This is a genomic window from Hallella sp. (assembly GCF_037460745.1).
Lineage (GTDB): Bacteria > Bacteroidota > Bacteroidia > Bacteroidales > Bacteroidaceae > Prevotella > Prevotella faecis.
The window spans coordinates 36,831-59,172 of sequence record NZ_JAXVAE010000096.1; the positions used below are offsets into that span (position 1 = coordinate 36,831).

Consider the following 22,342-nt stretch of genomic DNA (forward strand, 5'->3'; position numbering starts at 1 on the left):
GAATCAATAATAGCCTACAATTTTACCTATTTCGGTCTAATGACCGATTGGGGTTTAAGGGTTGAGGGGTTCGATAGGCATGCGCATGTAAACGGCGATGGTTTTCAGTCGGACATAGTCGTCGCTGAGATACATGAAGCCCTTGTAGCGATTGCCCTTGCCCCAGGAGTTCTTGGCGATGAAGAAGCGTTGGCCCTTCCGGTCGCGCGCCAATCCACACAGTTCCATGCAGTGGTCGTCGGTGGTTTGGCGTCGGTCGAAGAGTCGTTGGCGCTCTTCTTGGGTGGCCTTTGTGCCTTCGGGCATGGTGGCTCGGCCCTCGGCGAAGCGGAATCCCGCCTCGCTCGTGTCGCCTTCCCAGCATACGGCATGGCCCGATTGAAGCGATTGCACAATGCGTTTCATGAGTGTGTCGATGGGAAGGTTGAGAAAGGTGTCGCCGAAACGATTGTCGGGTGTCTCCAAGGCAAACTTGCTGCCGAACGGATGGTGGGTGAAACTCGTCATTGCCACGTAGTCGCCGGGAAGGCAGAGACTATGGGCGAACTCGTGTGGGGTGTAGGTTGCGCCATAGAGAGCTATGATGCGCGGCAGGCAACCCACCTCGCGGTCGAGCAGGTCGGTAACGTGTTGGTCGAGCATGGAGAGCGAAGCGGAGGCTCGCGCCACATCTTTCACCTTCCGACAGAGCACGTTATAGTTGACGCCGCTGTTGTAAATGTCGGTTCCTTGGTTCTGATAATAGGAGTCGAAGGGCAGCGCTCCCGATCGCTCCAGCAAGTTGAGCAGGGTCGACGACATGCCCCGCAGCGAAATGTTCGTGCCTCCTTTCGACAGGAAATAACGTCGCGCCTCTTCCTGCAACAGGCATCGCGCCACATAATCGGTGGAGAGCGTTATGGAGTCGCCCACCATCAGGCGGTCGGTTTCGATGGTGGTCAGCATGGCATAGGCCCAGCAGAGGTCGCTGTGCCCTTGGTTGCGAACGGGCGTTGTCTTGAGCACCACCTCGTCGGTAAACTCGTTTGGGGTCGCCTCGGACGTCTTGGGCGCCGGTCGGCAGCAGGCTGTCATCAGGCCGATGATGAGCAGCCAGGTCCACATTTTCTTCATATCGCTGCAAAGTTACTAAGAAAAGAGAAGAACCATGCGGGCAGAAGCATAAACTTATTTTCATTATCCTGGGGGTGGAAGAAACGCTATGTAAGAAAAACTTAGTACCTTTGCAGCATGAACGCACGAATAGAAGACTTTGAGATCATGGCCCCTGTGGGGTCGCGCGAGAGTTTGGCGGCCGCCATTCAGGCAGGTGCCGACTCGGTATACTTCGGTGTGGGGCAACTCAACATGCGGTCGCACAGCGCCAATCACTTCACGCTCGATGATTTGCACGACATTGTTGCCATCTGCCAGGAGCACAACATGAAGACTTATCTGACGGTCAACACCATCATTTACGATAACGACCTCGATACCATGCGACAGATCATTGATGCCGCTCGCACGGCAGGCGTCAGTGCTGTCATCGCTTCCGACGTGGCCGTTATGGCCTACTGCCGTCAGGTGGGCGTGGAGGTGCATCTGTCTACCCAGCTCAACATATCTAACGTGGAGGCCCTGAAGTTCTACGCCCAGTTTGCCGACGTTAGCGTGTTGGCCCGAGAGCTTACGATGCCCCAGGTGAAACATATCCACGAACAGATAGAGGCCCAGCATATCGTAGGCCCCAATGGCGACCCCATTCGGATCGAGATGTTCTGCCATGGAGCCCTTTGCATGGCCGTGTCGGGCAAGTGTTACATGAGCCTCGACGCTGCCAACCGCTCCGCCAACCGCGGACAGTGTGTGCAGGTGTGCCGCCGCAGCTACACCGTGACCGACAATGAGACGGGCCATCAGCTTGAGATCGACAACAAATACGTGATGAGCCCCAAGGACCTGAAGACCATTCGCTTCATCGATAAGATGATGGACGCTGGTGTGAGGGTGTTTAAGATTGAGGGCCGTGCACGTGGTCCCGAGTATGTTTACACCGTGGTGTCGTGTTATAAGGAGGCCATTCGTGCCGTGCTCGACGGCTCTTTCACAGAGGAACGTAAGGATGCGTGGGACGAAAGACTGGCTACCGTGTTCAACCGCGGTTTTTGGGATGGTTATTACCAGGGCCAGACGATGGGCGAATGGAACGACAGCTATGGGTCGTTGGCCACAGAGCGCAAGGTGCTCGTGGGCAAGGTGACCAAGTATTTCAGCCGTCTCGGCGTGGGAGAGATTGCCGTTCAGGCGTCGACCTTCAAGCAAGGCGACAAGCTTCTCATCACGGGCAACACCACTGGAGCCATGTATCTTCATGCCACGGAGATTCACGGCGACAACGGGGTTATACCCGAGGCTCCGCAACACACGCTCGTCAGCGTGCCCGTTCCCGACAAGGTGCGTCCCAACGACAAGGTTTTCCGCATCGATACCGACGCCTAACCGTGTGGCAACAGGCGTTTGAAATAGCAGCTTAGGCTTATAAACATATAAGGATTCAAGTATTATGGCACAAACAATCAACGAATTACAAGACGCAGTCATTGAGGAGTTTAGCGACTTCGACGACTGGATGGACAAATACCAGATGCTCATCGACCTGGGCAATGATCTCGAACCGCTCGACGAGAAGTATAAAACCGAGCAGAACCTCATCGACGGTTGCCAGAGCCGTGTGTGGCTACAGTGCGACGATGTTGACGGAAAGTTGGTGTTTACGGCCGACAGCGATGCCCTCATCGTGAAGGGAATCATCGCCCTGTTGGTACGAGTGCTCAGCGGACAGACACCTAAGGACATTCTCGACGCCGACCTTTATTTCATCGACCGCATTGGTTTGCGCGAGCATCTCTCCCCCACCCGCTCCAACGGTTTGCTCGCCATGATCAAGCAAATCAAGGCTTACGCGTTGGCATACAGCGTGAAACAATAACCCGTGGGTGCCATAGGCCATCCACCAACCCCATTAGTTATGCGCAAACTCAGAACCATAGAGATGCACCGCCTGTCGGTGGAGCAGTTCAAGGAAGCCCACAAGCTGCCGCTCATCGTGGTGCTCGACGATGTCAGGTCGCTCTATAACGTAGGCAGTGTGTTCCGTTGCGGCGACGCTTTCCGTGTTGAGGGCGTCTACCTTTGTGGCATCACGGCCTGCCCGCCCAACGCGGAGATACACAAGACGGCGCTTGGAGGCGAGGACAGCGTCGACTGGCGTTACTTCGAGAACACCGAGGACGCGGTGCGTGAGCTCCATGACAAGGGCTTCTTTGTGTGGAGCGTGGAGCAGGTGGAGCACTCCATCAAGTTGCAGAACATACAATCGGTGCTCAGCCAGATGAGCACCGACGATGCCCATGCTCACGAAGGCTACGCCATCATCTTGGGAAACGAGGTGAAAGGCGTGAAGCAAACCGTTGTCGACATGAGCGACGGATGCTTGGAAATACCCCAGTTTGGCACCAAGCACAGCCTGAACGTGAGCACCACGGCAGGCATTGTGATCTGGGAGTTCGCCAAAGCTTTCCTCACAGAATGACCTACTGCGTTCCCCATTCTTCCGTAATGGGAAGAATGGTAGTTGTGAGATAATAGGCTTCGATGGGTTAAAGCTATATTATTTAGTATTGCTGTCCGGTAAAACTCCAAAGAGCATAAATACCCTCCCCGAAGTCCCGTAAAATAGGACTTCGGGGTATATTTTTCAAAAGTAAGCCCCCTAATCGAAAAGACTTGGTTCTGGCGGTGCTTTTTGCATCTCCTTTGCAAGGAAATCATTCCAAGTTTTTCGGGATTTTCCATAAATGCGATAAAATCGACGTAGCACATAAGCATAAGCCGTATCATGGTAACAACTTGCGAGAATGCACAATGCCTCTTGATGCTTCTCGACAGAACCGTTATCAGCAGATTGGCTATCAGAACAACCCATGTCTGTATTTGTATGGCGTTGACGCTGTCCCCATAGAAGAAATGAAGCGTGAAGTTCTGTTTAAGTTGTTTGTATAACGACTCGATAGCCCATCTTAAGCGGTACATTTCAGCAATGTCCTCAACCGTGAAGTCAAAGTTGTTGGTCAATAGCACAACCGGTTTCTTGTTCGCATAATAAGTCTCCACCCTTCCCTTTTTACCCGACACTATTCTTTTTCAGGACGATTACACTCATGCCCCTTGCCGTGGAGGAAGGCGATAGGGGCGTTTACGCTTTGTCTTTGTGTTAGAAAGGTCGCCTCTTGGTAGGCTTTCTACACTATCGTCCCTATGTTCTCGTCGAATGGTTGGGCGTGAACGCTGCGCAGGTTCTTTTGTAACTGTTCGGGATTGCTGGCCCCCACCAACACGCTGGTGATGCCTTGCTGATGCAGCACCCACGACAACGCCATCTCGGCCAAACTCTCTCCGCGCTCCGTTGCCGTGGCGTTGAGCCGCTGCAGGTAGTTGAGCAGTTCGGGCGTGAGCCGTTCTTTCTTCAGGAAATGATTGCGTGCCATGCGCGAATCGTCGGGCACTCCGTGCAGGTAACGGTCGGTGAGCAATCCCTGTGCCAGGGGCGAGAAGCTGATGAAGCCGATGCCTTGACGTTGGCAATAGTCGAGTATGCCCTCGTTGATGGGCTCACGGTCGAGCAGGTTGATGCGGCCTTGATAGATGAGCATGGGCACATCGTGGGCCTTTAGGTAATCGTGGGCCACGCGAAGTGCCTCAAGCGGCCAGCGCGATATGCCGATATAGAGCGCCTTGCCCTGCCTGACGATGTCGACCAATGCCTGTAACGTCTCCTCCAACGGCGTCTTGGTGTCGTAGCGGTGACTATAGAAGAGGTCGACATAGTCGAGCCTCATGCGCTTCAAACTCTGCTCCAGACTGGCGAAGAGATATTTGCGCGATCCCCAGTTGCCGTAGGGACCGGGCCACATGTCATAGCCAGCCTTCGTGGCAATGAACAGTTCGTCGCGATAAGGGCGGAAGTCATCGTCCATCAGTTTGCCCAGCGTCTGCTCTGCCGAGCCATAGGGAGGGCCATAGTTGTTGGCCAAATCAAAATGGGTGATGCCGTTGTCGAAGGCGCAACGGGCAATGGCGCGTGCTCGGTCGTAGCTGTCTACGCCTCCGAAATTGTGCCAAAAGCCGAGGCTCACCTTGGGGAGCAGCACGCCCGACCGGCCGCATCGCCGATACAGGTCGGCTGAGTCGTCGTAGCGGTTGTCCGACGCCGTGTAGTGGTTCGGCAGTTCCTTTTCTTTTGTAGTTTGTGTTTCCATCCGTGTTGGGTTCTATCCCCAATCGGTTCTTAGACCGAAATGGGAAGGTTATCAGTGTGTTATTGATGCCAATATGAGCGGACCGTCTCTGCTATCCGTTGCCCGGTTTGGGTTAATAACCATTGTCGTTAGGTTCAGAAAGCAGTCAAGCCCATCACTTTCGCAGGGTTTAGGCGATGCGAGCGATGGGCTTGGCGGTTATGTAAGCTGTTGAGTGGGGTGGCGGCAGCGTTATGCGCCCGTTGCCCGTTGGTCCTTATGGATGAGCGCCAGCAGGTGTTCCACAGCCTCTTCCTCGGGAATATTCTTCTCCACACACACTTGTTTGCGATAGAGCGACACGCGCTTGGGGCCTGCGCCCACGTATCCGTAGTCGGCGTCGGCCATCTCGCCTGGACCGTTCACGATGCATCCCATGATGCCAATCTTCAGCCCCTTCATGTCTTGCGTGGCTTTGCGAATCTTCGCGATGGTCTCACGCAGGTCGTAGAGCGTGCGTCCGCATCCTGGGCACGAGATGTACTCGGTCTTCGAGGTGCGCAGACGTGCGGCTTGCAGAATGCCGAATGCCGTGTCGTCGATGTCGTCCTGGGCGATGTTGCCGTCGTTCATCAACCACACACCGTCGGTCAGACCATCCATCATCAGGGCGCCCATATCGGCTGCCGATTGCAGTTGGAACTCCTCCTTGTCGTTGAGCTTGTACATCTGCGCGAAGACCACGGGGTTGGTCAGGCCTGCCCTCATCATCTCATGCACCAGCGCACGCTGGTCGCCCAAGCGGTTCTGGTGGTGGCTTGTTCCTATCACTACAATCTCGGGATGCGCCTTCAGGCAAGCCAAATACTCCTCGCTCGGTGTACCAAATTGCAACACAAGGAACTTCACGGGAGCCTTGATCAAGCCGATGAAAGGCATGGCGGTGACAGGGAAGATGGGGTAGAGCGTGGCGGCGCCTGTGCCCTTGCCCTGCGGCTCATAGGGTAGGGTGCCGTTGTTGGTGAGCTCGGCGTACACGTTATAGTCTATGATATAGTTGTTGAGCGTATCCGTCGGCGCTTCCGACCCCGTGTAGATATAGTCGGCCTTGGCCTTTTGGTTGGCCGAAGGTGCAGCGGTCGCACCCTGTTGGGCGCTGTTGCGCGAGGCGATGACCACTGGCACGTGGTCGCCTCCTATGTTGCCCACGGCTACGGTGGCGCGGCGGGTGGGGTGCAGCCAGTCGAAACCGCTGTAAGCCTCGCCCGGAATGAGGATATGGCCCGCCTTGCGACTAATGTAGTCGACCAAGTGGCGCGCCACGGGAATCTCAGCCTCTGGCTCCTCGGAGAGCGACACGCGGATGGTGTCGCCAATGCCGTCGGCCAGCAAGGCGCCAATGCCCACGGCACTCTTGATGCGTCCGTCCTCGCCCTCGCCAGCCTCGGTGACGCCGAGATGGAGTGGGTAGCTCATGCCTTCCTTGGCCATGGTGTCGACCAGCAGGCGCACTGAGCGCACCATGACCACCGTGTTGCTCGACTTGATGGAGATGACCACATCGTCGAAATGCTCACGTTTGCAGATGCGCAGAAACTCCATGCAGCTCTCCACGATGCCTTCCGGCGTGTCGCCGTAGCGGTTGCGGATGCGGTCGGAGAGCGATCCGTGGTTCACACCGATGCGTACGGCGGTGTGGTGCTCCTTGCAAATGTTGAGGAATGGCACAAAGCGCTCGTCGATTTTTTGCAGTTCTTGTGCATACTCCTCATCGGTATATTCGTGTTTGACGAACTTCCGTGCCGGGTCTACGTAGTTGCCAGGATTGATGCGAACCTTCTCGGCGATGCGCGCCGCCACGTCGGCCACGTTGGGGGTGAAGTGGATGTCGGCGCATAGAGGCGTGTTGAAACCGTCGCGTCGGATGGCTTCCTGGATGTTCTTCAGGTTCTCCGCCTCGCGTATGCCTTGTGTGGTGAGGCGCACCAACTCGCCTCCGGCCTTGATGATGCGCTCCGATTGGGCTGCCGATCCTTCGGTGTCGTCGGTGTTGGTTGTCGTCATCGACTGGATGCGAATGGGGTTGTCGCCACCCATGTTGAGCGAACCCACATGCGCCACGGTCGTTTCGCGCCTATGGTAATTGAATAAATCCATGTCGATCGTTTGATAATTAGCACTTGAACTTGTAGTCCTTGATCTCGGCCAGGTCCTTGTTGGCCTTCTCGATCTTCTTTCCCAGGCTGGCCTTCCACGCGTCTACCTTGTTTGCAATGGCCTCATCGCCGAGGGCGATCATCTCCGCTGCGAGGATGGCGGCGTTCTGTGCGCCGTTCACACCAACCGTAGCCACGGGGATTCCCGGCGGCATCTGAATGATGGAAAGCATGGCGTCGAGACCGTCGAGCATGCCCTTGATGGGTACTCCGATGACGGGCAGTGGGGTAGAGGCTGCAATGACGCCGGGCAATGCGGCAGCCATGCCTGCTGCGGCGATGATGACCTTCACGCCGCGTGCCTTGGCACCTTTGGCAAATTGCTCCACTGCGTCGGGTGTGCGATGCGCCGAGAGGGCGTTCATCTCAAACGGAATTTCTTGCTCTTCCAACCACTTGCAAGCTTTCTCCATGACAGGAAGGTCGCTTGTCGAACCCATAATGATGCTGACTAATGGTTTCATACTATGTGTTGTTTTGTTGTATGTCGTTATGTTTTGCCGCCCCAGGCGGATGTTATACAGGCGTTGCGCCTGTCGATTTGCGTTGCTTGTTCCTATGTTTCTTTCCGTTGGCTCCTCGGTTATGGGTTAGATGATGGCCCAAAAGCCGAGCACCATGCCCACGAGAAAGCCGGCGATGATTTGCGAGAGGCTGTGCTGTCGCAGTATCATGCGGCTCGTTCCCACCATGCCCGCAATGATGAGGATGGTGCAGAACCACCCCATGGGGTTGAAGGCGAAAAGGATGGAGAAGGCCACCAGTGCCCCCTCGAAGCCGCCTATGGCCGCGCTGTGGGTGGAGATTTTCCACCACACGTTGATGATGGCACACGCTATCTGTATGAGCAAGGCCGCCACGAGGATGTTGGACATGAACTGTGGGATGCGCAGCAGGCTCATCAGGTAGTAACAGGTGAAGTAGCAGAGGATGGTGATGACATAGGGAACCATTCGGCGTTCCTTTTGCGCCATCTCTGAAGAGGTCCATCCTTGGTAGCGCCTATAGACGTGGATAAACATCGTGGGCAGCAGGATGGTGAAAAGATACACCATGGTGAGCACCGTGAGCTTGTAGGTTGTGGGCAACAAGCTCATGTAACTGAAGATAAACAAGGCCAGCAGTCCGACGATGGGCAGGTAGAACGGGGTGAACACCATGCTCATCACTCGTGCGGCCAATATGATGTTTTTTTCTTTCATTTGTGCTTTGCTAAGAATCGAAGTGCGCCCTTCGCTATGCCTTGCGCAGACGTGCCACGGGCAGATGTAGCTGCTCGCGATACTTGGCGATGGTTCGGCGCGCCACGGGGAACCCTTTTTTCTTCATCTCCTGAGCCAGTACATCGTCTGAGAGCGGCTTCTTCTTGTCCTCGTTGTCGATGAGTTCCTTGAGGGCGAGCTTGATCTTTCGCGTCGACATTTCCTCGCCATCCTTGGTGATGTATTTGTCGGTGAAGAAGAATCGGAGGCGGAATGTGCCCCAGCGTGTTTGCGCATACTTCTGGTTGCTGACCCTGCTGATGGTGGTGATGTCGAGCCCTGTCTTCTCGGCAATGTCCTTGAGGACCATCGGCTTGAGGTCGGCCTCGTCGCCATCTTGGAAGAATTTCTTCTGCCAATTGATGATGGCCTTCATCGTTACGTACAGGGTGTGGTGTCGCTGGCGTATGGCTTCGATGTAGCCTTGCGCTTTCTCCACCTTCTCCTTGGCGTAGAGCAGCGCCTCCTTGTCGGTGCGCGTCATAGCCTGCTTGTGGTTCTTGTAGTGGTCCACCATGTTGGCGAAGTCGGCCGATACCCTCAGGTCGGGCACGCGCCCATGGTTGATGGTGAAGCTGATGTGTCCCTCGTCGTCGGTGTCGACGATGAAGTCGGGGGTGATTTGCTGGGTGTTGCGGCCCATGGTCTCGCCCAGGGCTGCTCCCGGCTTGGGGTTTAGCCTGAGTATTTCCTGGTGTACGGCTTGCGCCTGCTCACTTGTCAGGTTGAGCGCGGCGGCAATCTTGTCCCAGTGTTTCTTGGTAAACTCCTCGTATTGCTCGTTCAGCACGCGTGTCATGAGGTCCTTGAGCTTGCCTGCCGGCCTGCGTTGCACCTGCAATAGCAGGCACTCCTGCAGCGAACGGGCGCCGATTCCCGCCGGCTCGAACGTCTGTAGCTTGTGCAATAGGTTCTCCACCTCCGCCTCGGCGACGTCGATTCCGTAGTAGATGGCCAACTCGTCGGTTATATCGTCCAATGGTTTACGCAATATCCCGTCGTCGTCGAGCGATCCGATGAGATACTCCATGACTTCCTGCTGTTGGTCGGTCAGTTCGAGCATTCCCATCTGTTCCTTGAGGTTGTCGTAGAACGACGTGGTGTCGCCCCACACCGTTTCCTCATAATCGGCGTTGTCGTTGTTGTCCGACTGTGCGTATGGGGAGGCTTGTGGCATCTCGTCGTCGCTTCCCAGGTTGGCCAGAGCGTTGTCGAGCGCCTCTTCGCGCTCCTCTCGCTCACTTTTCCTTTCGTAGTTGTCGTCGGCCATGGCAGTCTCCATGCTGTCGTCGTTGGCGCTGTCTTGCGCGTCGTTGTCGGCTGCGTCGTGCGGTTCGTTGTCGTGTGATGCGTTGTCCGTTTGGATGTCATCAAGATCGTCGCGCGTGGCCTCCAGGGCTGGGTTGTCGTCGAGTTCCACATCGATGTTTTGCTCCAGCTCTGCCAATGGCATCTCCAACAACTTCACTTGCAGCATTTGTTGCTGTGAGAGTCGTTGTTGTTGGGTCTGACTCAGCGTTTGTGTTTGAATGAGTTTCTGTGACATTCCTTATTTCCAGTAATCTTTGAGTTGTGCCGCCAGTGCGGCTATTTTTTCGGGATCTTCGTTTCCGAAGCGCTTCCACACCTGCTGGCACGCGTCGAGCAGGGTGGGGGCCACGGGGTGTTGGTTGTTGAGGTAGGGGTCGCACACCTGATATGCCTGCATGATTCCTACCACCTCCTCGGGCTTCGTCTTGATGCTTTTGGCCAGGCTCACCACCTCGGGCGTCTCCACCACCATGGTGTTGGGCGTGAGACGGAAGTAGAGGTCGAGAATCATGATAAGCATGACAGGCGTGAGTCCTTCTGGCTCCACTCCCTCCAGGGGCTTGAAGTCTTTCTCCCACGACTCGTTGACCGCCACTCCTGCGTAGAACTCGCTGGCGTTTCCGAAGCCGTTCATGCGTTTGAGCAGCTTCACCTCGCGCGTCAGCCGTCGTGGGTTGTCGGCGTAGGTGTCCCACAATCGTTGCAGGTTGGGCGTGTCGATTTGCCTCAACTTGAACATCTTCCGATACAGGTATTCGGGTGGGAAATGCAGTTCCAGTGCGAGGTCTACGAGGCCCCGGCTGTAGAGCGGCTTCATGCCCTGCGGCCGTTTCAGGTAAAGCTGCATGAGCATGAGCCAGTATTCGTCTTGCCAAGAAGGGTATTTAGCCATATTTATCAGACTTGATCGGTGTTACGCAAAGTTACATCAATTATCCGACGCGGCTTTCTTTTTTCGCGTCTTTTTCCCTATTTAGGTGCGATTTGTCACCATTCTATGCCCTGGTCGGCCATTTTCTCGCTGTTCCAGGGTGCTGGTGCGCCGCCCAGGTACTTGTGGAACCACTCGAGGTGGGCGTTGTAGTAGAGGGGCATGGAGCGGAGTCCTGAGGGCCAGTGTCCGTCGTTGGTAAACACGATGAGTCGCGATGGTATGCCGAGTGTCTGCAGTGTGTTGAAGTATTGCAGCGACTGGGTGTACGACACGCGGTAGTCGCGCTCTCCGGTGATGATGAGTGTTGGTGTTGCGAAGTTCTTCACATATTCCGACGGGCTCCATTTCTTATAGAGCTTCGAGTTCCAGGGCTGTCCTTCGAGTTCGAAATTGGGGAACCAGAGCTCCTCGGTAGTGCCCCACATGGAGTTGAGGTCGTAGAGACCCATCATTGAGGCGAGGCAGCGGAAGCGCTTGGTTTGTCCCTGCAGCCAGTTCATGAAGTAGCCTCCATACGACCACCCCATGGCTCCCATGCGTGTGGAGTCGACGTAGCTGAGCTGTGCCAGTTGGTCGGTCACCTTCATGACGTCCTCATAGGGTCGTCCGCCCCATGAGCCGCTGATGGCTCGGCAGAACTTCTGTCCGTATCCCGTCGATCCGTGTGGGTTGGGGTATGCCACCACGTATCCCGCTCCGGGGAACACCTGCCAGTCGGGTCGGAACGAGTCCATCCACTGCATCTGTGGTCCGCCGTGCACGTTGATGACGAGCGGGTAGCGCTTGTTGGGGTCGAAGCCGTGTGGCTTCACGATGAAATACTGCACGCTGTCGCCGTCGGCTCCGATCACCCAGTGGGCCTCAGAGGGCCGGATGTCGACCTCTGCCTCCAGTTGGTCGTTGAGGTGTGTGAGCTGTTTCTCGGCGAATCGGTTGCCGCGCTTGCCGGCAGTGGCGGTGTGATAGAGGGCCACGGGCTTGCCTGTGGTGGAGTAGGTGTAGTAGAACCCGCCCTTGCCGTCGGGCTCAAAGGCGCCAATGGCGCGGTCGGCCACGAGCTTGTTGAGGCGTCCGTCCTTGATGCTCACTTGGTAGAGGGGCTGGTAGCCGCGCTCCTCGCCGAGGAAATAGATGCTCTTTGAGTTGGCGGCCCACTTGTACTCGTCCACCCAGTTGTCGTAATTCTCGGTAAGCACACGCTTCTCTCCGGTCTTGCGGTTGATGAGGGCGAGCACGAAACGGTCGCTCTCGTAGCTCGGTGTGCGCTGGAAGCGGTAAGCGATCCACTGTCCGTCGGGGCTATACTGTGGACTGCCGTCCCACGCCTTGTTTTCGGCGGTGAGGTTGCGCGCCTCGCCTCCCTCGACGCTCACGGTCCAGAGGTCGCAGTTGGTGGAAGCCTCGGGATGGTCGTCGTGGTTGCTCAGGTAGCATATCTCCTTCGAGTCGGGCGAGAAGACGAAGCCTGAAGGGCCGCTGGGTGAGAACACCGGACTGTGGAATCGTCCCGGCGTGATGTCCTTGTAGGTCTTGGTCTCGGTGTTGTAGACGATGATGTGCCAGTAGCGCCCATCGCTATACTCGGTCCAGTGGCGATAGAGCAGGGCGTCGGCCACATGTGCCTGGATGGGGTTCTTGGCGCGTTTGTCGAGCGCTGCCTTGTTGGCCTTGCCGTCGGCACCGCCAATCTCGGGGTACACCTCGGCTGCGAAGGCCACGTAGCGACCGTCGGGCGACACCTGCGCACCCTGCACGCCGAGCGCATAATCGGTGATTTGGGTGGTTGTTCCGTCGCTGTATTTAAACAGTTGGACAGCGCCGTCTACCGACGAACAAAAGTAGAGGCTTTTGCCATCCTGCGACCACATGGGTTCGTAGCTCTTTCCGTTGGTGGTGATGGCGGTGGGTTGGCCCTTGCCGCTCTTGTTCATCACCCAGATGTTGCTGGTGGATTTCTGTGTCTTCAGATCCGAGCTGCTGGTGGAGTAGGCGAGTGTGCCGTCCTTGGCCACCGTGGGCGATGATACGCTTTGCACGCGATACACGTCTTCGATGGTGAAAGCGCGCTTCTGGGCTGTGGCTGTGAGGCCTACCGTGAGGGCTATTGCCGTTATAAGTGTCTTTTTCATGCCAATTTGTATTAGTTTAGATGCAAAGATAGCGAAAATCTGTTGAATTGTTGGTTATCCGTAGGATAAATGTTGGTTTCTATATCAAGAAACCGCAAAGTGCGACAAAAAAGTGATAACTCTGACTTTACAAATCGTGGGGTTAAGGGCACTTTTCTTACCCTGAAGGCGTTTGGGGGTATGAAAAACGGCATTTTTCCTTTTTGCGGCGCCTTAAAACGCCCCATTTTGCAGTGTGGAAGAGCGCTCTGGTTTTTATCTGGCGATTTGGGCCGTTTTAAGCTTCCGTAAGGCTTCCAAAATGCTGTTTGGGGCCCTTTTGTGGCGCATCGCAAAATGGGCGATTAGGTAGCAATTAATAGAGTGCTGCGACCTTTGTTTTCGGTCCTTTCAATCGCCTTGTCGTTTTGTTGTGTTTTCTATCCGAAAAGTTTGTCAGGATTCTCATGTCATCTAGCGAGCGAAAAAGCCCTTTTTGTGCGATCGGATCACCGAAAAGGAGCGAGCCGTTCGGCGTTAGGCATGTATTGAGTTGCGGAACATGCCTAACCGAGGCGCGGTTAGCCATGTTTCGCATCTCGAAAGACCCTGTTTCGCACCCCGGTTAGGCATGTTTCGCAACGTGAAAAGTGGAATTTGAAGCGTTGAACGAGCCTTAAATCCTGTAACTGTTTGATTGTTAGAAGATTATGTAAAATCGCTGAGAATCGCGTATTTCGGCCAAATATTTTCGTGATTGAAAATACTTGGAAAGGTTGTGGGGCGTTTTGTTGCGTTTTTTACACCCCCTTGGCCTACGGCTTCAGCAGTTTCACGAGTTCGCGCATGCCCTCCGACGCCCCTTTCTCGATATGCGTAATGTTGCTGTATTGGCCCATGCTCACGGCGTTGGGGTCGATGAGGAAGATGGGGCAGTGGGCCGGGGTGTAACGCACCAGGCCGGCGGCGGGGTACACATTGAGCGATGAGCCGATGATGACGAACACGTCGGCCTCGGCCGCTTCGCGTGCTGCGGCGTCGAGCATGGGCACGCTCTCACCGAAGAATACGATGAAGGGGCGTAGCAGCGATCCGTCGCCAGCCAGCGCGCCCGGCTTCACGTCGTTGGTCTCGGGCGTGAGTTGTTGGATGTAACGCTCGTCGTAGGGGTCGCGGCTCGAGCAAACCTTGGTGAGCTCGCCATGCAGGTGGATGACGTGTGAGCTGCCCGCCCGCTCGTGCAGGTCGTCGACGTTCTGTGTGAGCACGCTCACGTCAAACGTGTTTTCGAGCTCGGCCACCAGTCGGTGCCCCTCGTTGGGCTGGGCGTTCCACAGCTTTCGCCGCATCATATTGTAGAAGTTGTTGACCAGCGTGGGGTCGGCCTCCCACCCCTCGTGCGACGCCACTTGCTCCACCGGATAATTCTCCCACAGGCCGTCGTTGCCTCGGAAGGTTTTGAATCCGCTTTCCACCGACATGCCGGCGCCGGTGAGGAAAACCACTTTCTTCTTCATTGTTATACGGGTTATTAAAGGTTATTATTGCACAAAAATAGTAATTTTTCGAATAGAATGGTTCGGCAAACAATTAAAAATAGTACCTTTGCGCATAAAATTAAAATTTATTATCAGAAGAATGGATAAAGTAAGTTATGCTCTTGGTATGAGCATTGGCCGTCAGCTGCAACAGATGAACGCCGCCGAAGTGAACGTTGATGATTTTGCACAGGCCATCAAGGATGTGTTTGCGTCGAAGACCAGCCTTACCGACAGTGAGGCCCAGCAGGCCGTGCAGGATTTCTTCCAGCGCAAGGCTGAGGAGCAGGCTGGTGCCGCCAAGGCTGAGGGAGAAGCCTTCCTGGCCGAGAACGCCAAGAAGGAGGGCGTGGTGAGCCTGCCTTCAGGATTGCAGTATCAGGTGTTGCGCGAGGGCGATGGCCGCAAGCCCGCCGCTACCGACCAGGTGGAGTGCCACTACGAGGGTACGCTCATCAACGGACAGGTGTTCGACAGCAGCTACCAGCGTGGCCAGACCGCCACATTCGGCCTCAACCAGGTGATTGCCGGATGGACCGAGGGCTTGCAGCTCATGCAGGAAGGCGCCAAGTATCGCTTCTTCATTCCTTACCACCTCGCCTACGGTGAGCGTGGTGCCGGCCAGAGCATTCCTCCCTTCGCCACCCTCATCTTTGATGTGGAGCTCGTGAAGGTGAAGTAATAGCCGCCAGCAGTAGTTACCCCAACACAAATCATAGAGATTTAAGAAAAAACAAATATCAAACAATGAAAAACTTAAAATCATTAGCCCTCGTGGCTATCGCCGCAGCCGCTCTCTCGTCATGTGGCAACTCAACCCCTAAGGCAGACCTGAAAACCGATGTCGACTCAATGAGCTACGCCATCGGTACACTCCAGTCACAGTATATCCGCCAGGTCATTCAGTCGGGCCAGGCCGGTATCGATACCGCTTACATCGACGAGGTGGTGAAGGGTATCATTGAGGGCGCCAACGCCGGCGACGACAAGAAGAAGGCCGCTTACATCATGGGCCTTCAGATCGGTCAGGGTCTCTCTTCTCAGCTTGTAAAGAGTGTGAACCATGAGGCCTTCGGTTCCGATTCTACCAAGACCATCTCACTGAAGAACCTGCTCGCAGCTTTCGTCACAGGTGTGTATGGCAAACCCGGACTGATGACTCCCGAGACGGCCCAGGAAGTGGCCCAGACCAAGATGGAGGCCATCAAGACCGCCACAATGATGAAGGAGTTTGGTCCTAACAAGGCAGCTGGCGAGAAGTTCCTGGCAGCCAACAAGAAGAAGCCCGGAGTGGTCACACTGCCCTCAGGCTTGCAGTATAAGGTAATCAAGGAAGGCAATGGTCCTATCCCCACCGACACCACAACCGTTACTGTCAACTACGTGGGCCGCACCATCGACGGCAAGGTCTTCGAGAACTCTTACGAGAACGGCAGTGGCCCTGTGACCATCCAGCCCAAGCAGTTCATCCCCGGTTGGACCGAGGCTCTGACCCACATGCCCCAGGGTTCAGTGTGGGAGGTTTACATTCCCCAGAACCTGGGTTACAAGGAGCGCCAGGCTGGCCAGATCAAGCCTTTCTCTACGCTGATCTTTAAGATTGAGCTTGTCAAGGTGGGCAAGTAATAGAAAGGACTGAAGCAACATGAAGAAACTGTTATTGTTCGCCATGCTCTTCCTCGCTGGAGCTACCTTCAGCACGGCAGTGGCTGGCAAGAAAGACAAGAAGAAAAAGGTACAAGCCGACACCGTTGCGGTGAGCGCTAAGCCCGTGTCGCTGATCACGTCATCCGATACGATGAGCTACGCTTCGGGTTATGCCGCCACACAGGGCTTGCTGAGCTATTTGCAGCACCAGCTGCACGTCGACACGGCTTACATCGCCGAGTTTGTTCGTGGCTATCGTGAGGCCATCGCCAAGGCTGGCGACCCAGCTTTCGTAGCTTATAGCGCCGGCGCAACCATCGCCGAGCAGGCCAACAAGCAGATCCTGCCGGGCGTGTCGCGCACACTCGAGGGCAGCAACGACTCTATCACTCCCGGCCTCTTCCACGAGGGATTCTTGGCTGGCGTGATGGCCGACACCACCTATTTTAATATCAAAACGGTGGGCAACTTCGTGCAGAAGCGTGTCAAGGCCATTCAGGACGAGAAGAACGCTGCCTACAAGGAGCTCAACGCCGTGTGGCTGAAGAACAATGCCACCAAGCCGGGTGTCGTGGTTATGCCCTCTGGCCTGCAGTACAAGGTCATCAAGACCGGCACGGGTGCCAAGCCTGAGAAGATGCAGACCGTTGAGGTGGTGTATGAAGGCAAGACCATCGACGGCACGGTCTTTGACGCTACCGAGCGCCACAATGGTGCCAAGTCGGATAAGTTCCGTTGCGACCAGGTCATCAAGGGATGGACAGAGGCCCTGACAAGCATGAACGTAGGCAGCAAGTGGGAGATCTATATCCCCCAGGAGCTGGCTTACGGAGAGCGTCAGGCCGGACAGATCAAGCCCTACTCAACACTGATCTTCACCGTTGAACTGGTGGGAATCGAGGCTGAGGAGAAGGCCGCTCCCGCCGCCAACGCCGCCAAGACCCCTGCAACCAAAAAGGCTGCTGGCACAACCAAAAAGACAGTAAAGCGCAAGAAATAACACCTTCTAACGCTCGTTTTATGACAAAATGCACGGTTATTGCAAAATAATCGTGCATTTTTGTTGTTGGTATCGTTTAATTTCGTTACTTTTGCTCAGTGATATTAATATTATGAAAGCTAACGATAATGGATAAGATTGACAACTTAGACAAGAAAATCCTTTCGATACTCTCTAAGAATGCCCGCATTCCTTTTAAGGACGTGGCAGCAGAGTGTGGCGTCTCTCGCGCGGCCATCCATCAGCGCGTGCAACATCTCGTGGAAGGCGGTGTCATCACGGGCAGTGGCTTCGACGTCAATGCTAAGAGCCTTGGCTACAGCACCTGCACCTATGTGGGGCTCAACCTTGAGCGCGGTTCTATGTATAAGGATGTCGTGAAGCGATTGGACAAGATACCTGAGGTGGTGGAATGCCATTTCACAACGGGCTCATACACCATGCTGGTGAAGCTCTACGCCCGCGATAACGAACAGCTCATGGACTTGCTTAACAACCAATTGCAGACCATTCCGGGAGTGGTGTCGACCGAGACGCTCATCTCACTGGAGCAAAGCATTAAGCGTGAGATTCCCGTTCCGTTAGACGACTAATTGTCGAAAGGCATTCATCATGGAGACATTTCATATAGAGTCGCATCTCCGTGAGGTGTATGCGACCTATCCTGAGTCGGGTCACCGCCCCGTCATTGGCATCACGGCCAATTACGTTGACGGTGACGCCACCTTGCGCGACCGTTATTATTCACAGGTGGTGCGAGCCGGTGGCATTCCTGTTATTATTCCGCCGGTGGACGATAAGGATGTGATCGTCAACACCCTCGACCACATCGACGCCCTCTTGCTTACCGGTGGCGGCGACCATAACCCGCTTTGGTTTGGTCAGGAGCCGTCGCCTCTTCTTCACAGTATCAACGCCACGCGCGACCTGCCCGAGTTGCTCATCACGCGGTTGGCCTTCAATCGCCAGATCCCTATGTTGGGCATCTGCCGCGGTTTGCAAACGCTGGCGCTGGCCTTAGGGGGCGGTGTGGCCCAGGATATCAGTGAGTTGGAGCATGGGGCGGTACCTTCCGAGGCCACAGAAGGCACGGTGGGCGAGGCCGGTGCGGCATTGGCGCAGCGCGGTGTGGTGCGAACCATCAAACATTCGCAGGACGCCGACCGCTCGTTGGCTACCCATTCGGTCAGCCTGTCGCCACAATCGATGTTGGCGTCGATCTACGCAGCCGATGGTAAAGAGGCCAATACGCTCTGTGTTAACAGTTTCCATCACCAAGCGGTGAGCCATGGCGGTCCTCGTTTCAAGGCCACAGCCTGGGCGCCCGACGGCGTCATTGAGGCGTTGGAGAGCACCGAGATGAAGCCCATCTTGGGCGTGCAGTGGCATCCCGAGTGGTTGGGCGACGACGGATTGCCCCTCTTCCGCTGGCTTGTTGAGCAGGCCAACCTCTTCTGGAAGGCCAAGAAGGTGCATGAGCGCACGTTGACCCTCGACACCCATTGCGACACGCCGATGTTCTTTCCGCAAGGTGTGCAGTTTGGGCAGCGCGACGATCGCATTCTCTACGACCTCCACAAAATGACCGACGGACGGCAGGACGCTGTCATTATGGCCGCCTATCTGCCCCAGCCCAAGATGGGAGAGCAGTTCTCCCAGAAGGTCGACATCGCCGGAATCATACGCCATAACCCTGAGCTGGCTTCGTTGGGAACCCAACTATCGCCCGCCCAGTATGCTGATATGATCTTCGATAAGCTCGAGCACATTGTAGCCCATTACAGCGATTACGTCAGTATCGCACGCACGCCGGCCGACCTTTACGAGGACAAACGCATGGGGCGACACTCCATTATGTTTGGTATCGAGAACGGGTTGGCGCTCAACCACGACTTGGCTTATGTGCGCCACTTCGCTCAGCGTGGTGTGGTTTACATCACCCTTTGCCACAATGGCGACAACGATATCTGCGACAGCGCGCGCGGATGCAACACCCATAACGGTGTGTCGTCGTTTGGAGAGAAGGTCATTCGCCGCATGAACGAGGAGGGAATCATGGTGGATCTCAGTCACGCAGCCGAGAAATCGTTCTACGATGCGTTGGACATCAGCAGTACGCCCATCGTTTGTTCGCATAGCAACTCGCGCGCGCTGTGCGACGTGCCGCGCAATCTCACCGACGACCAGATGCGTGCCTTGGCGCAGAAAGGTGGTGTGGCCCACATCACCCTCTACCATGGTTTCCTGCGTGTCGACACGCCTGAGGCCACCATCCTCGACGCCATCGACCACCTGGAGCACGCTATCCAGGTGATGGGCATCGACCATGTGGGCATCGGAACCGACTTCGACGGCGACGGAACGGTACGAGGATGCGCCGATGCGTCGGAGCTAATTAACTTCACCCGTCATCTCTTGAAGCGCCGTTACAGCGAGCGCGACATCGCAAAGATCTGGGGCGGCAACTGGTTGCGCGTCATGGCGCAGGTGCAAGCCGCTAAAAACATGTAACAATGAAGAAGAAAACAATTCTGATTATCGTGATAGCTATTGCCTGTGCCGTTGTGGCGTGGCTCTTCCTGGCAGGTCCTTTGTCTGCCACGAAGGCGGCTGAGGCCGACGAGGCCGACGCCATGGAGCGCCTGAAACCTGTCGGACCGGCGTTCAATGCCGACTCGGCCTACGCCTTCACCAAGGCCCAATGCGACTTCGGACCGCGCGACATGAACTCCGTGGGGCACGACAAGTGTGCCGAATGGATCATCGCCAAGTTTAAGGAATATGGCTGCGAGGTGAACACGCAGAAAGCCGACCTGAAGGGATACGACGGCACAACGCTCAAGAGCACCAACATCATTGCCCACTGGAACCCCAAGGCCACCACGCGTATCATGCTTTGTGCCCATTGGGACACGCGTCCCTGGGCCGACAACGACCCCGACAGCACCAACTGGCACAAGCCTATCCTTGCCGCCAACGATGCCGCAAGTGGTGTGGCTGTGATGCTGGAGCTGGCCCGTTTGCTGAACCAGCTCCCTGACGCAGCGGTAACGTCGGACGCTGACGCCGCACAGACGCTGATGGCGACCCGGTCGTTGGGCATCGACTTTGTGTGCTTCGACGCCGAGGATTGGGGCATACCGCAGTGGAGCGACCAGGCCGACGACGGCGACTCATGGGCTCTTGGCGCACAGCATTGGGCCAAGAACAAGCCGGGCGACTATGCGCCACGCTATGGCATCTTGCTCGATATGGTGGGTGGCCAGGGCGCTAAGTTCTACCAAGAGGGCATGTCTTTGCAGTTTGCCTCCGACATCGTTGCGAAGGTTTGGCGCGCCGCCCGACAGGCAGGCTACGGCTCTTACTTCCCCAAGAGTAGTGGAGGCATGATCACCGACGACCATATCCCGGTCAATCAGGTGGCTAACATACCCTGCATCGACATCATACCTTATTATCCCGACTGTGAGCAGAGCTCGTTTGGACCCACCTGGCACACCTTGGACGACAACATGGAGCACATCGATCCCGCCACGCTCAAGGCCGTAGGACAAACCCTTGTCCAGGTGCTGTTTACCGAAGAGTAACGCCCTTCTTAAAGAGGCGCTAAGGGCTGTAGGACGAGCCATGTGGCCGTCTTTGCCGATAAATGAAACCTTTAGGGTGCAACAAATAAAAAATTGCACCCTAAAGGTTTCCTCTTTTCATGCCATTTTACTAACTTTGCAGCAAAACCCAACATACGCATGGAGGCTCTTAATTATTTGAAAAGGCACTGTTCGTTGCGCCGCAACGTGCTTTCCGGAGAGACAATGTTCGCTCCCCAAGGTGGCGACGACTACCAACTGCTTACCCGCGAGGCGCGCAACACGCTGATCTTGGAGGCGGCAAGCGAAGGGATAGCGCTGACCGACGAGACGCTTGAGCGTTTCGTCCATTCCACGCTCATCACCGACTGGAACCCCGCGGAGGAGTGGCTCGACAGTCTTGACGCATGGGACGGCACCGACCGCGTGACCGACCTGGCCAACCGCATCATCACATCCAACCCCGACTGGGTGGCGCTCTTCCATAAGTGGATGCTGCAGATGGTGGCGCGATGGACGGGACGCGAGGTAACGCAGCGCGACACCATCGTGCCGGTCATCGTGGGACAGTATGGCTATGGCAAGACCTCGTTTTGCAACATTCTGCTTCCCCCGTCGCTCCGCCGTTACTATACCGACCAGATCAAGTTGCGCTCCAATGCCGAGGTGCATGAGTTGGTGGTCACCAACCTGTTGCTTTGCATCGACGAGTTTTACCAAGAGCACACAGATCAGGCGCCTGCCGTGCGCTACCTGTTGTCGCGCTCCACGCCTGTCTTCCGTTACGCCTATGGCGTGACGCGCCTTCCGCGTAGGCCCATGGCGGCTTTCATCGCCACAACGGGCAACCTCCATCCCATGACCGACGCTGCCGGAGCGGCGCGCCTGGTGTGTGTCGAGGCCGAACACATGATCGATCTCGCCACCCCCCTCGACTATGAGCAGCTCTATGCGCAGCTCAGGGAAGAGCTCGACGATGATGCCGATTTCACCCTCAGCGACGCTGAGCGTGAGCGTATGGCCGTGCAGAACGCGCCGTTCGAGGAGGCCGACAACCTTGTGAAGATGATTCGAACGCTCTTTGCGCAGCCACCGCGCGGCAAGAAGGTGAAAGCCACCTACATCGATGCCATCATCGACCGCCTGATGAAGGAGTATCCTTACTGGACACCGGGCGAGCACGTCAACCAAGACGTGGGGTTCGCCCTTCAGGAGGCAGGCTTCGTGCGCAGCCGAATCCATGGACGATCGTGCTATAAGGTGGTGGAACGCGACCCGCGCAAGCTCGACTTCGTGGACGAAAGTCCCGCTGAGCTCCAGGCCGACAACATCGACAACAACCCCTTGGCGCGCGCCTTGCTCACCGGTCTCGGCGCATTGGTGAAGAAAGACTAACCGGTCGTTTCCCCAAGTCATGCCCATCGGCCACGAGCCATCTATTCGTTCAACAAACAATAACACCC

19 protein-coding genes and 1 pseudogene are annotated in these 22,342 nt (G+C 56.0%); 10 read left to right on the forward strand and 10 right to left on the reverse strand.

Features of this window, described 5'->3' with window-relative positions; genetic code table 11:
• Window positions 1-54: 54 nt before the first annotated feature.
• Window positions 55-1,113, reverse strand: coding sequence for a C1 family peptidase (locus WKK33_RS05860; RefSeq protein WP_337932914.1), 1,059 nt, complete (start codon window positions 1,111-1,113; stop codon window positions 55-57).
• A 117-nt stretch (window positions 1,114-1,230) separates the two neighbouring features.
• On the opposite strand from WKK33_RS05860, the gene WKK33_RS05865 reads away from it, so the two are divergent.
• From WKK33_RS05865 to WKK33_RS05875, 3 genes are all read left to right on the forward strand, one after another.
• Window positions 1,231-2,478, forward strand: coding sequence for a peptidase U32 family protein (locus WKK33_RS05865; protein WP_337932915.1), 1,248 nt, complete (start codon window positions 1,231-1,233; stop codon window positions 2,476-2,478).
• A 64-nt stretch (window positions 2,479-2,542) separates the two neighbouring features.
• Window positions 2,543-2,968: a SufE family protein gene (locus WKK33_RS05870; RefSeq protein ID WP_215759300.1), complete on the forward strand. Its 426-nt coding sequence runs from the start codon at window positions 2,543-2,545 to the stop codon at window positions 2,966-2,968.
• Window positions 2,969-3,007: 39 nt separating this feature from the next.
• Window positions 3,008-3,571 (forward strand): TrmH family RNA methyltransferase, encoded by a 564-nt coding sequence (locus WKK33_RS05875; protein ID WP_337932917.1) that lies wholly within the window; start codon window positions 3,008-3,010, stop codon window positions 3,569-3,571.
• A 386-nt stretch (window positions 3,572-3,957) separates the two neighbouring features.
• On the opposite strand, the pseudogene WKK33_RS05880 reads toward WKK33_RS05875, so the two are convergent.
• The 9 genes and pseudogenes from WKK33_RS05880 to WKK33_RS05920 all read right to left on the reverse strand — a co-directional run.
• Window positions 3,958-4,173: pseudogene (locus tag WKK33_RS05880) on the reverse strand (transposase); the annotation flags it as partial.
• A gap of 107 nt (window positions 4,174-4,280) precedes the next feature.
• A complete protein-coding gene (locus WKK33_RS05885; protein WP_337932919.1) occupies window positions 4,281-5,297 on the reverse strand; it encodes an aldo/keto reductase in 1,017 nt (338 codons plus the stop codon).
• A 231-nt stretch (window positions 5,298-5,528) separates the two neighbouring features.
• Window positions 5,529-7,433 carry a 4-hydroxy-3-methylbut-2-en-1-yl diphosphate synthase gene (locus tag WKK33_RS05890; protein ID WP_337932921.1) on the reverse strand — a complete coding sequence of 635 codons (1,905 nt, stop codon included), beginning with the start codon at window positions 7,431-7,433 and terminating at the stop codon, window positions 5,529-5,531.
• A 16-nt stretch (window positions 7,434-7,449) separates the two neighbouring features.
• Window positions 7,450-7,956, reverse strand: a complete 507-nt coding sequence (purE, locus tag WKK33_RS05895) for a 5-(carboxyamino)imidazole ribonucleotide mutase (RefSeq protein WP_330001672.1) — start codon at window positions 7,954-7,956, stop codon at window positions 7,450-7,452.
• A 126-nt stretch (window positions 7,957-8,082) separates the two neighbouring features.
• Window positions 8,083-8,694 (reverse strand): phosphatase PAP2 family protein, encoded by a 612-nt coding sequence (locus WKK33_RS05900; protein ID WP_337469491.1) that lies wholly within the window; start codon window positions 8,692-8,694, stop codon window positions 8,083-8,085.
• 34 nt (window positions 8,695-8,728) lie between these two features.
• A complete protein-coding gene (gene rpoN / locus WKK33_RS05905; RefSeq protein ID WP_337469492.1) occupies window positions 8,729-10,300 on the reverse strand; it encodes an RNA polymerase factor sigma-54 in 1,572 nt (523 codons plus the stop codon).
• A gap of 3 nt (window positions 10,301-10,303) precedes the next feature.
• Complete coding sequence (locus WKK33_RS05910) at window positions 10,304-10,957, reverse strand: hypothetical protein (protein ID WP_337469493.1); 654 nt, start codon at window positions 10,955-10,957, stop codon at window positions 10,304-10,306.
• A 95-nt stretch (window positions 10,958-11,052) separates the two neighbouring features.
• Complete coding sequence (locus WKK33_RS05915) at window positions 11,053-13,128, reverse strand: S9 family peptidase (RefSeq protein ID WP_337932922.1); 2,076 nt, start codon at window positions 13,126-13,128, stop codon at window positions 11,053-11,055.
• A 794-nt stretch (window positions 13,129-13,922) separates the two neighbouring features.
• Window positions 13,923-14,624, reverse strand: a complete 702-nt coding sequence (locus WKK33_RS05920) for a Sir2 family NAD-dependent protein deacetylase (protein WP_337468675.1) — start codon at window positions 14,622-14,624, stop codon at window positions 13,923-13,925.
• Window positions 14,625-14,745: 121 nt separating this feature from the next.
• Here WKK33_RS05920 and WKK33_RS05925 point away from each other — a divergent pair, with 121 nt between their 5' ends.
• From WKK33_RS05925 to WKK33_RS05955, 7 genes are all read left to right on the forward strand, one after another.
• The gene (locus tag WKK33_RS05925) at window positions 14,746-15,327 is read left to right on the forward strand and encodes an FKBP-type peptidyl-prolyl cis-trans isomerase (RefSeq protein ID WP_287769825.1); all 582 of its coding nucleotides are present in this window, start codon (window positions 14,746-14,748) and stop codon (window positions 15,325-15,327) included.
• A 65-nt stretch (window positions 15,328-15,392) separates the two neighbouring features.
• Window positions 15,393-16,271, forward strand: a complete 879-nt coding sequence (locus WKK33_RS05930) for an FKBP-type peptidyl-prolyl cis-trans isomerase (RefSeq protein WP_337468676.1) — start codon at window positions 15,393-15,395, stop codon at window positions 16,269-16,271.
• A 19-nt stretch (window positions 16,272-16,290) separates the two neighbouring features.
• Window positions 16,291-17,292: an FKBP-type peptidyl-prolyl cis-trans isomerase gene (locus WKK33_RS05935; RefSeq protein WP_337468677.1), complete on the forward strand. Its 1,002-nt coding sequence runs from the start codon at window positions 16,291-16,293 to the stop codon at window positions 17,290-17,292.
• Window positions 17,293-17,420: 128 nt separating this feature from the next.
• On the forward strand, window positions 17,421-17,885 hold the full coding sequence (locus WKK33_RS05940) for an Lrp/AsnC ligand binding domain-containing protein (RefSeq protein ID WP_215759286.1): 465 nt from the start codon (window positions 17,421-17,423) through the stop codon (window positions 17,883-17,885).
• Window positions 17,886-17,904: 19 nt separating this feature from the next.
• A complete protein-coding gene (locus WKK33_RS05945; RefSeq protein ID WP_337932926.1) occupies window positions 17,905-19,803 on the forward strand; it encodes a membrane dipeptidase in 1,899 nt (632 codons plus the stop codon).
• A 2-nt stretch (window positions 19,804-19,805) separates the two neighbouring features.
• Window positions 19,806-20,879 carry a M28 family peptidase gene (locus WKK33_RS05950; protein WP_337468679.1) on the forward strand — a complete coding sequence of 358 codons (1,074 nt, stop codon included), beginning with the start codon at window positions 19,806-19,808 and terminating at the stop codon, window positions 20,877-20,879.
• A 225-nt stretch (window positions 20,880-21,104) separates the two neighbouring features.
• The gene (locus WKK33_RS05955) at window positions 21,105-22,274 is read left to right on the forward strand and encodes a VapE domain-containing protein (RefSeq protein WP_337468680.1); all 1,170 of its coding nucleotides are present in this window, start codon (window positions 21,105-21,107) and stop codon (window positions 22,272-22,274) included.
• Window positions 22,275-22,342 lie beyond the last annotated feature (68 nt).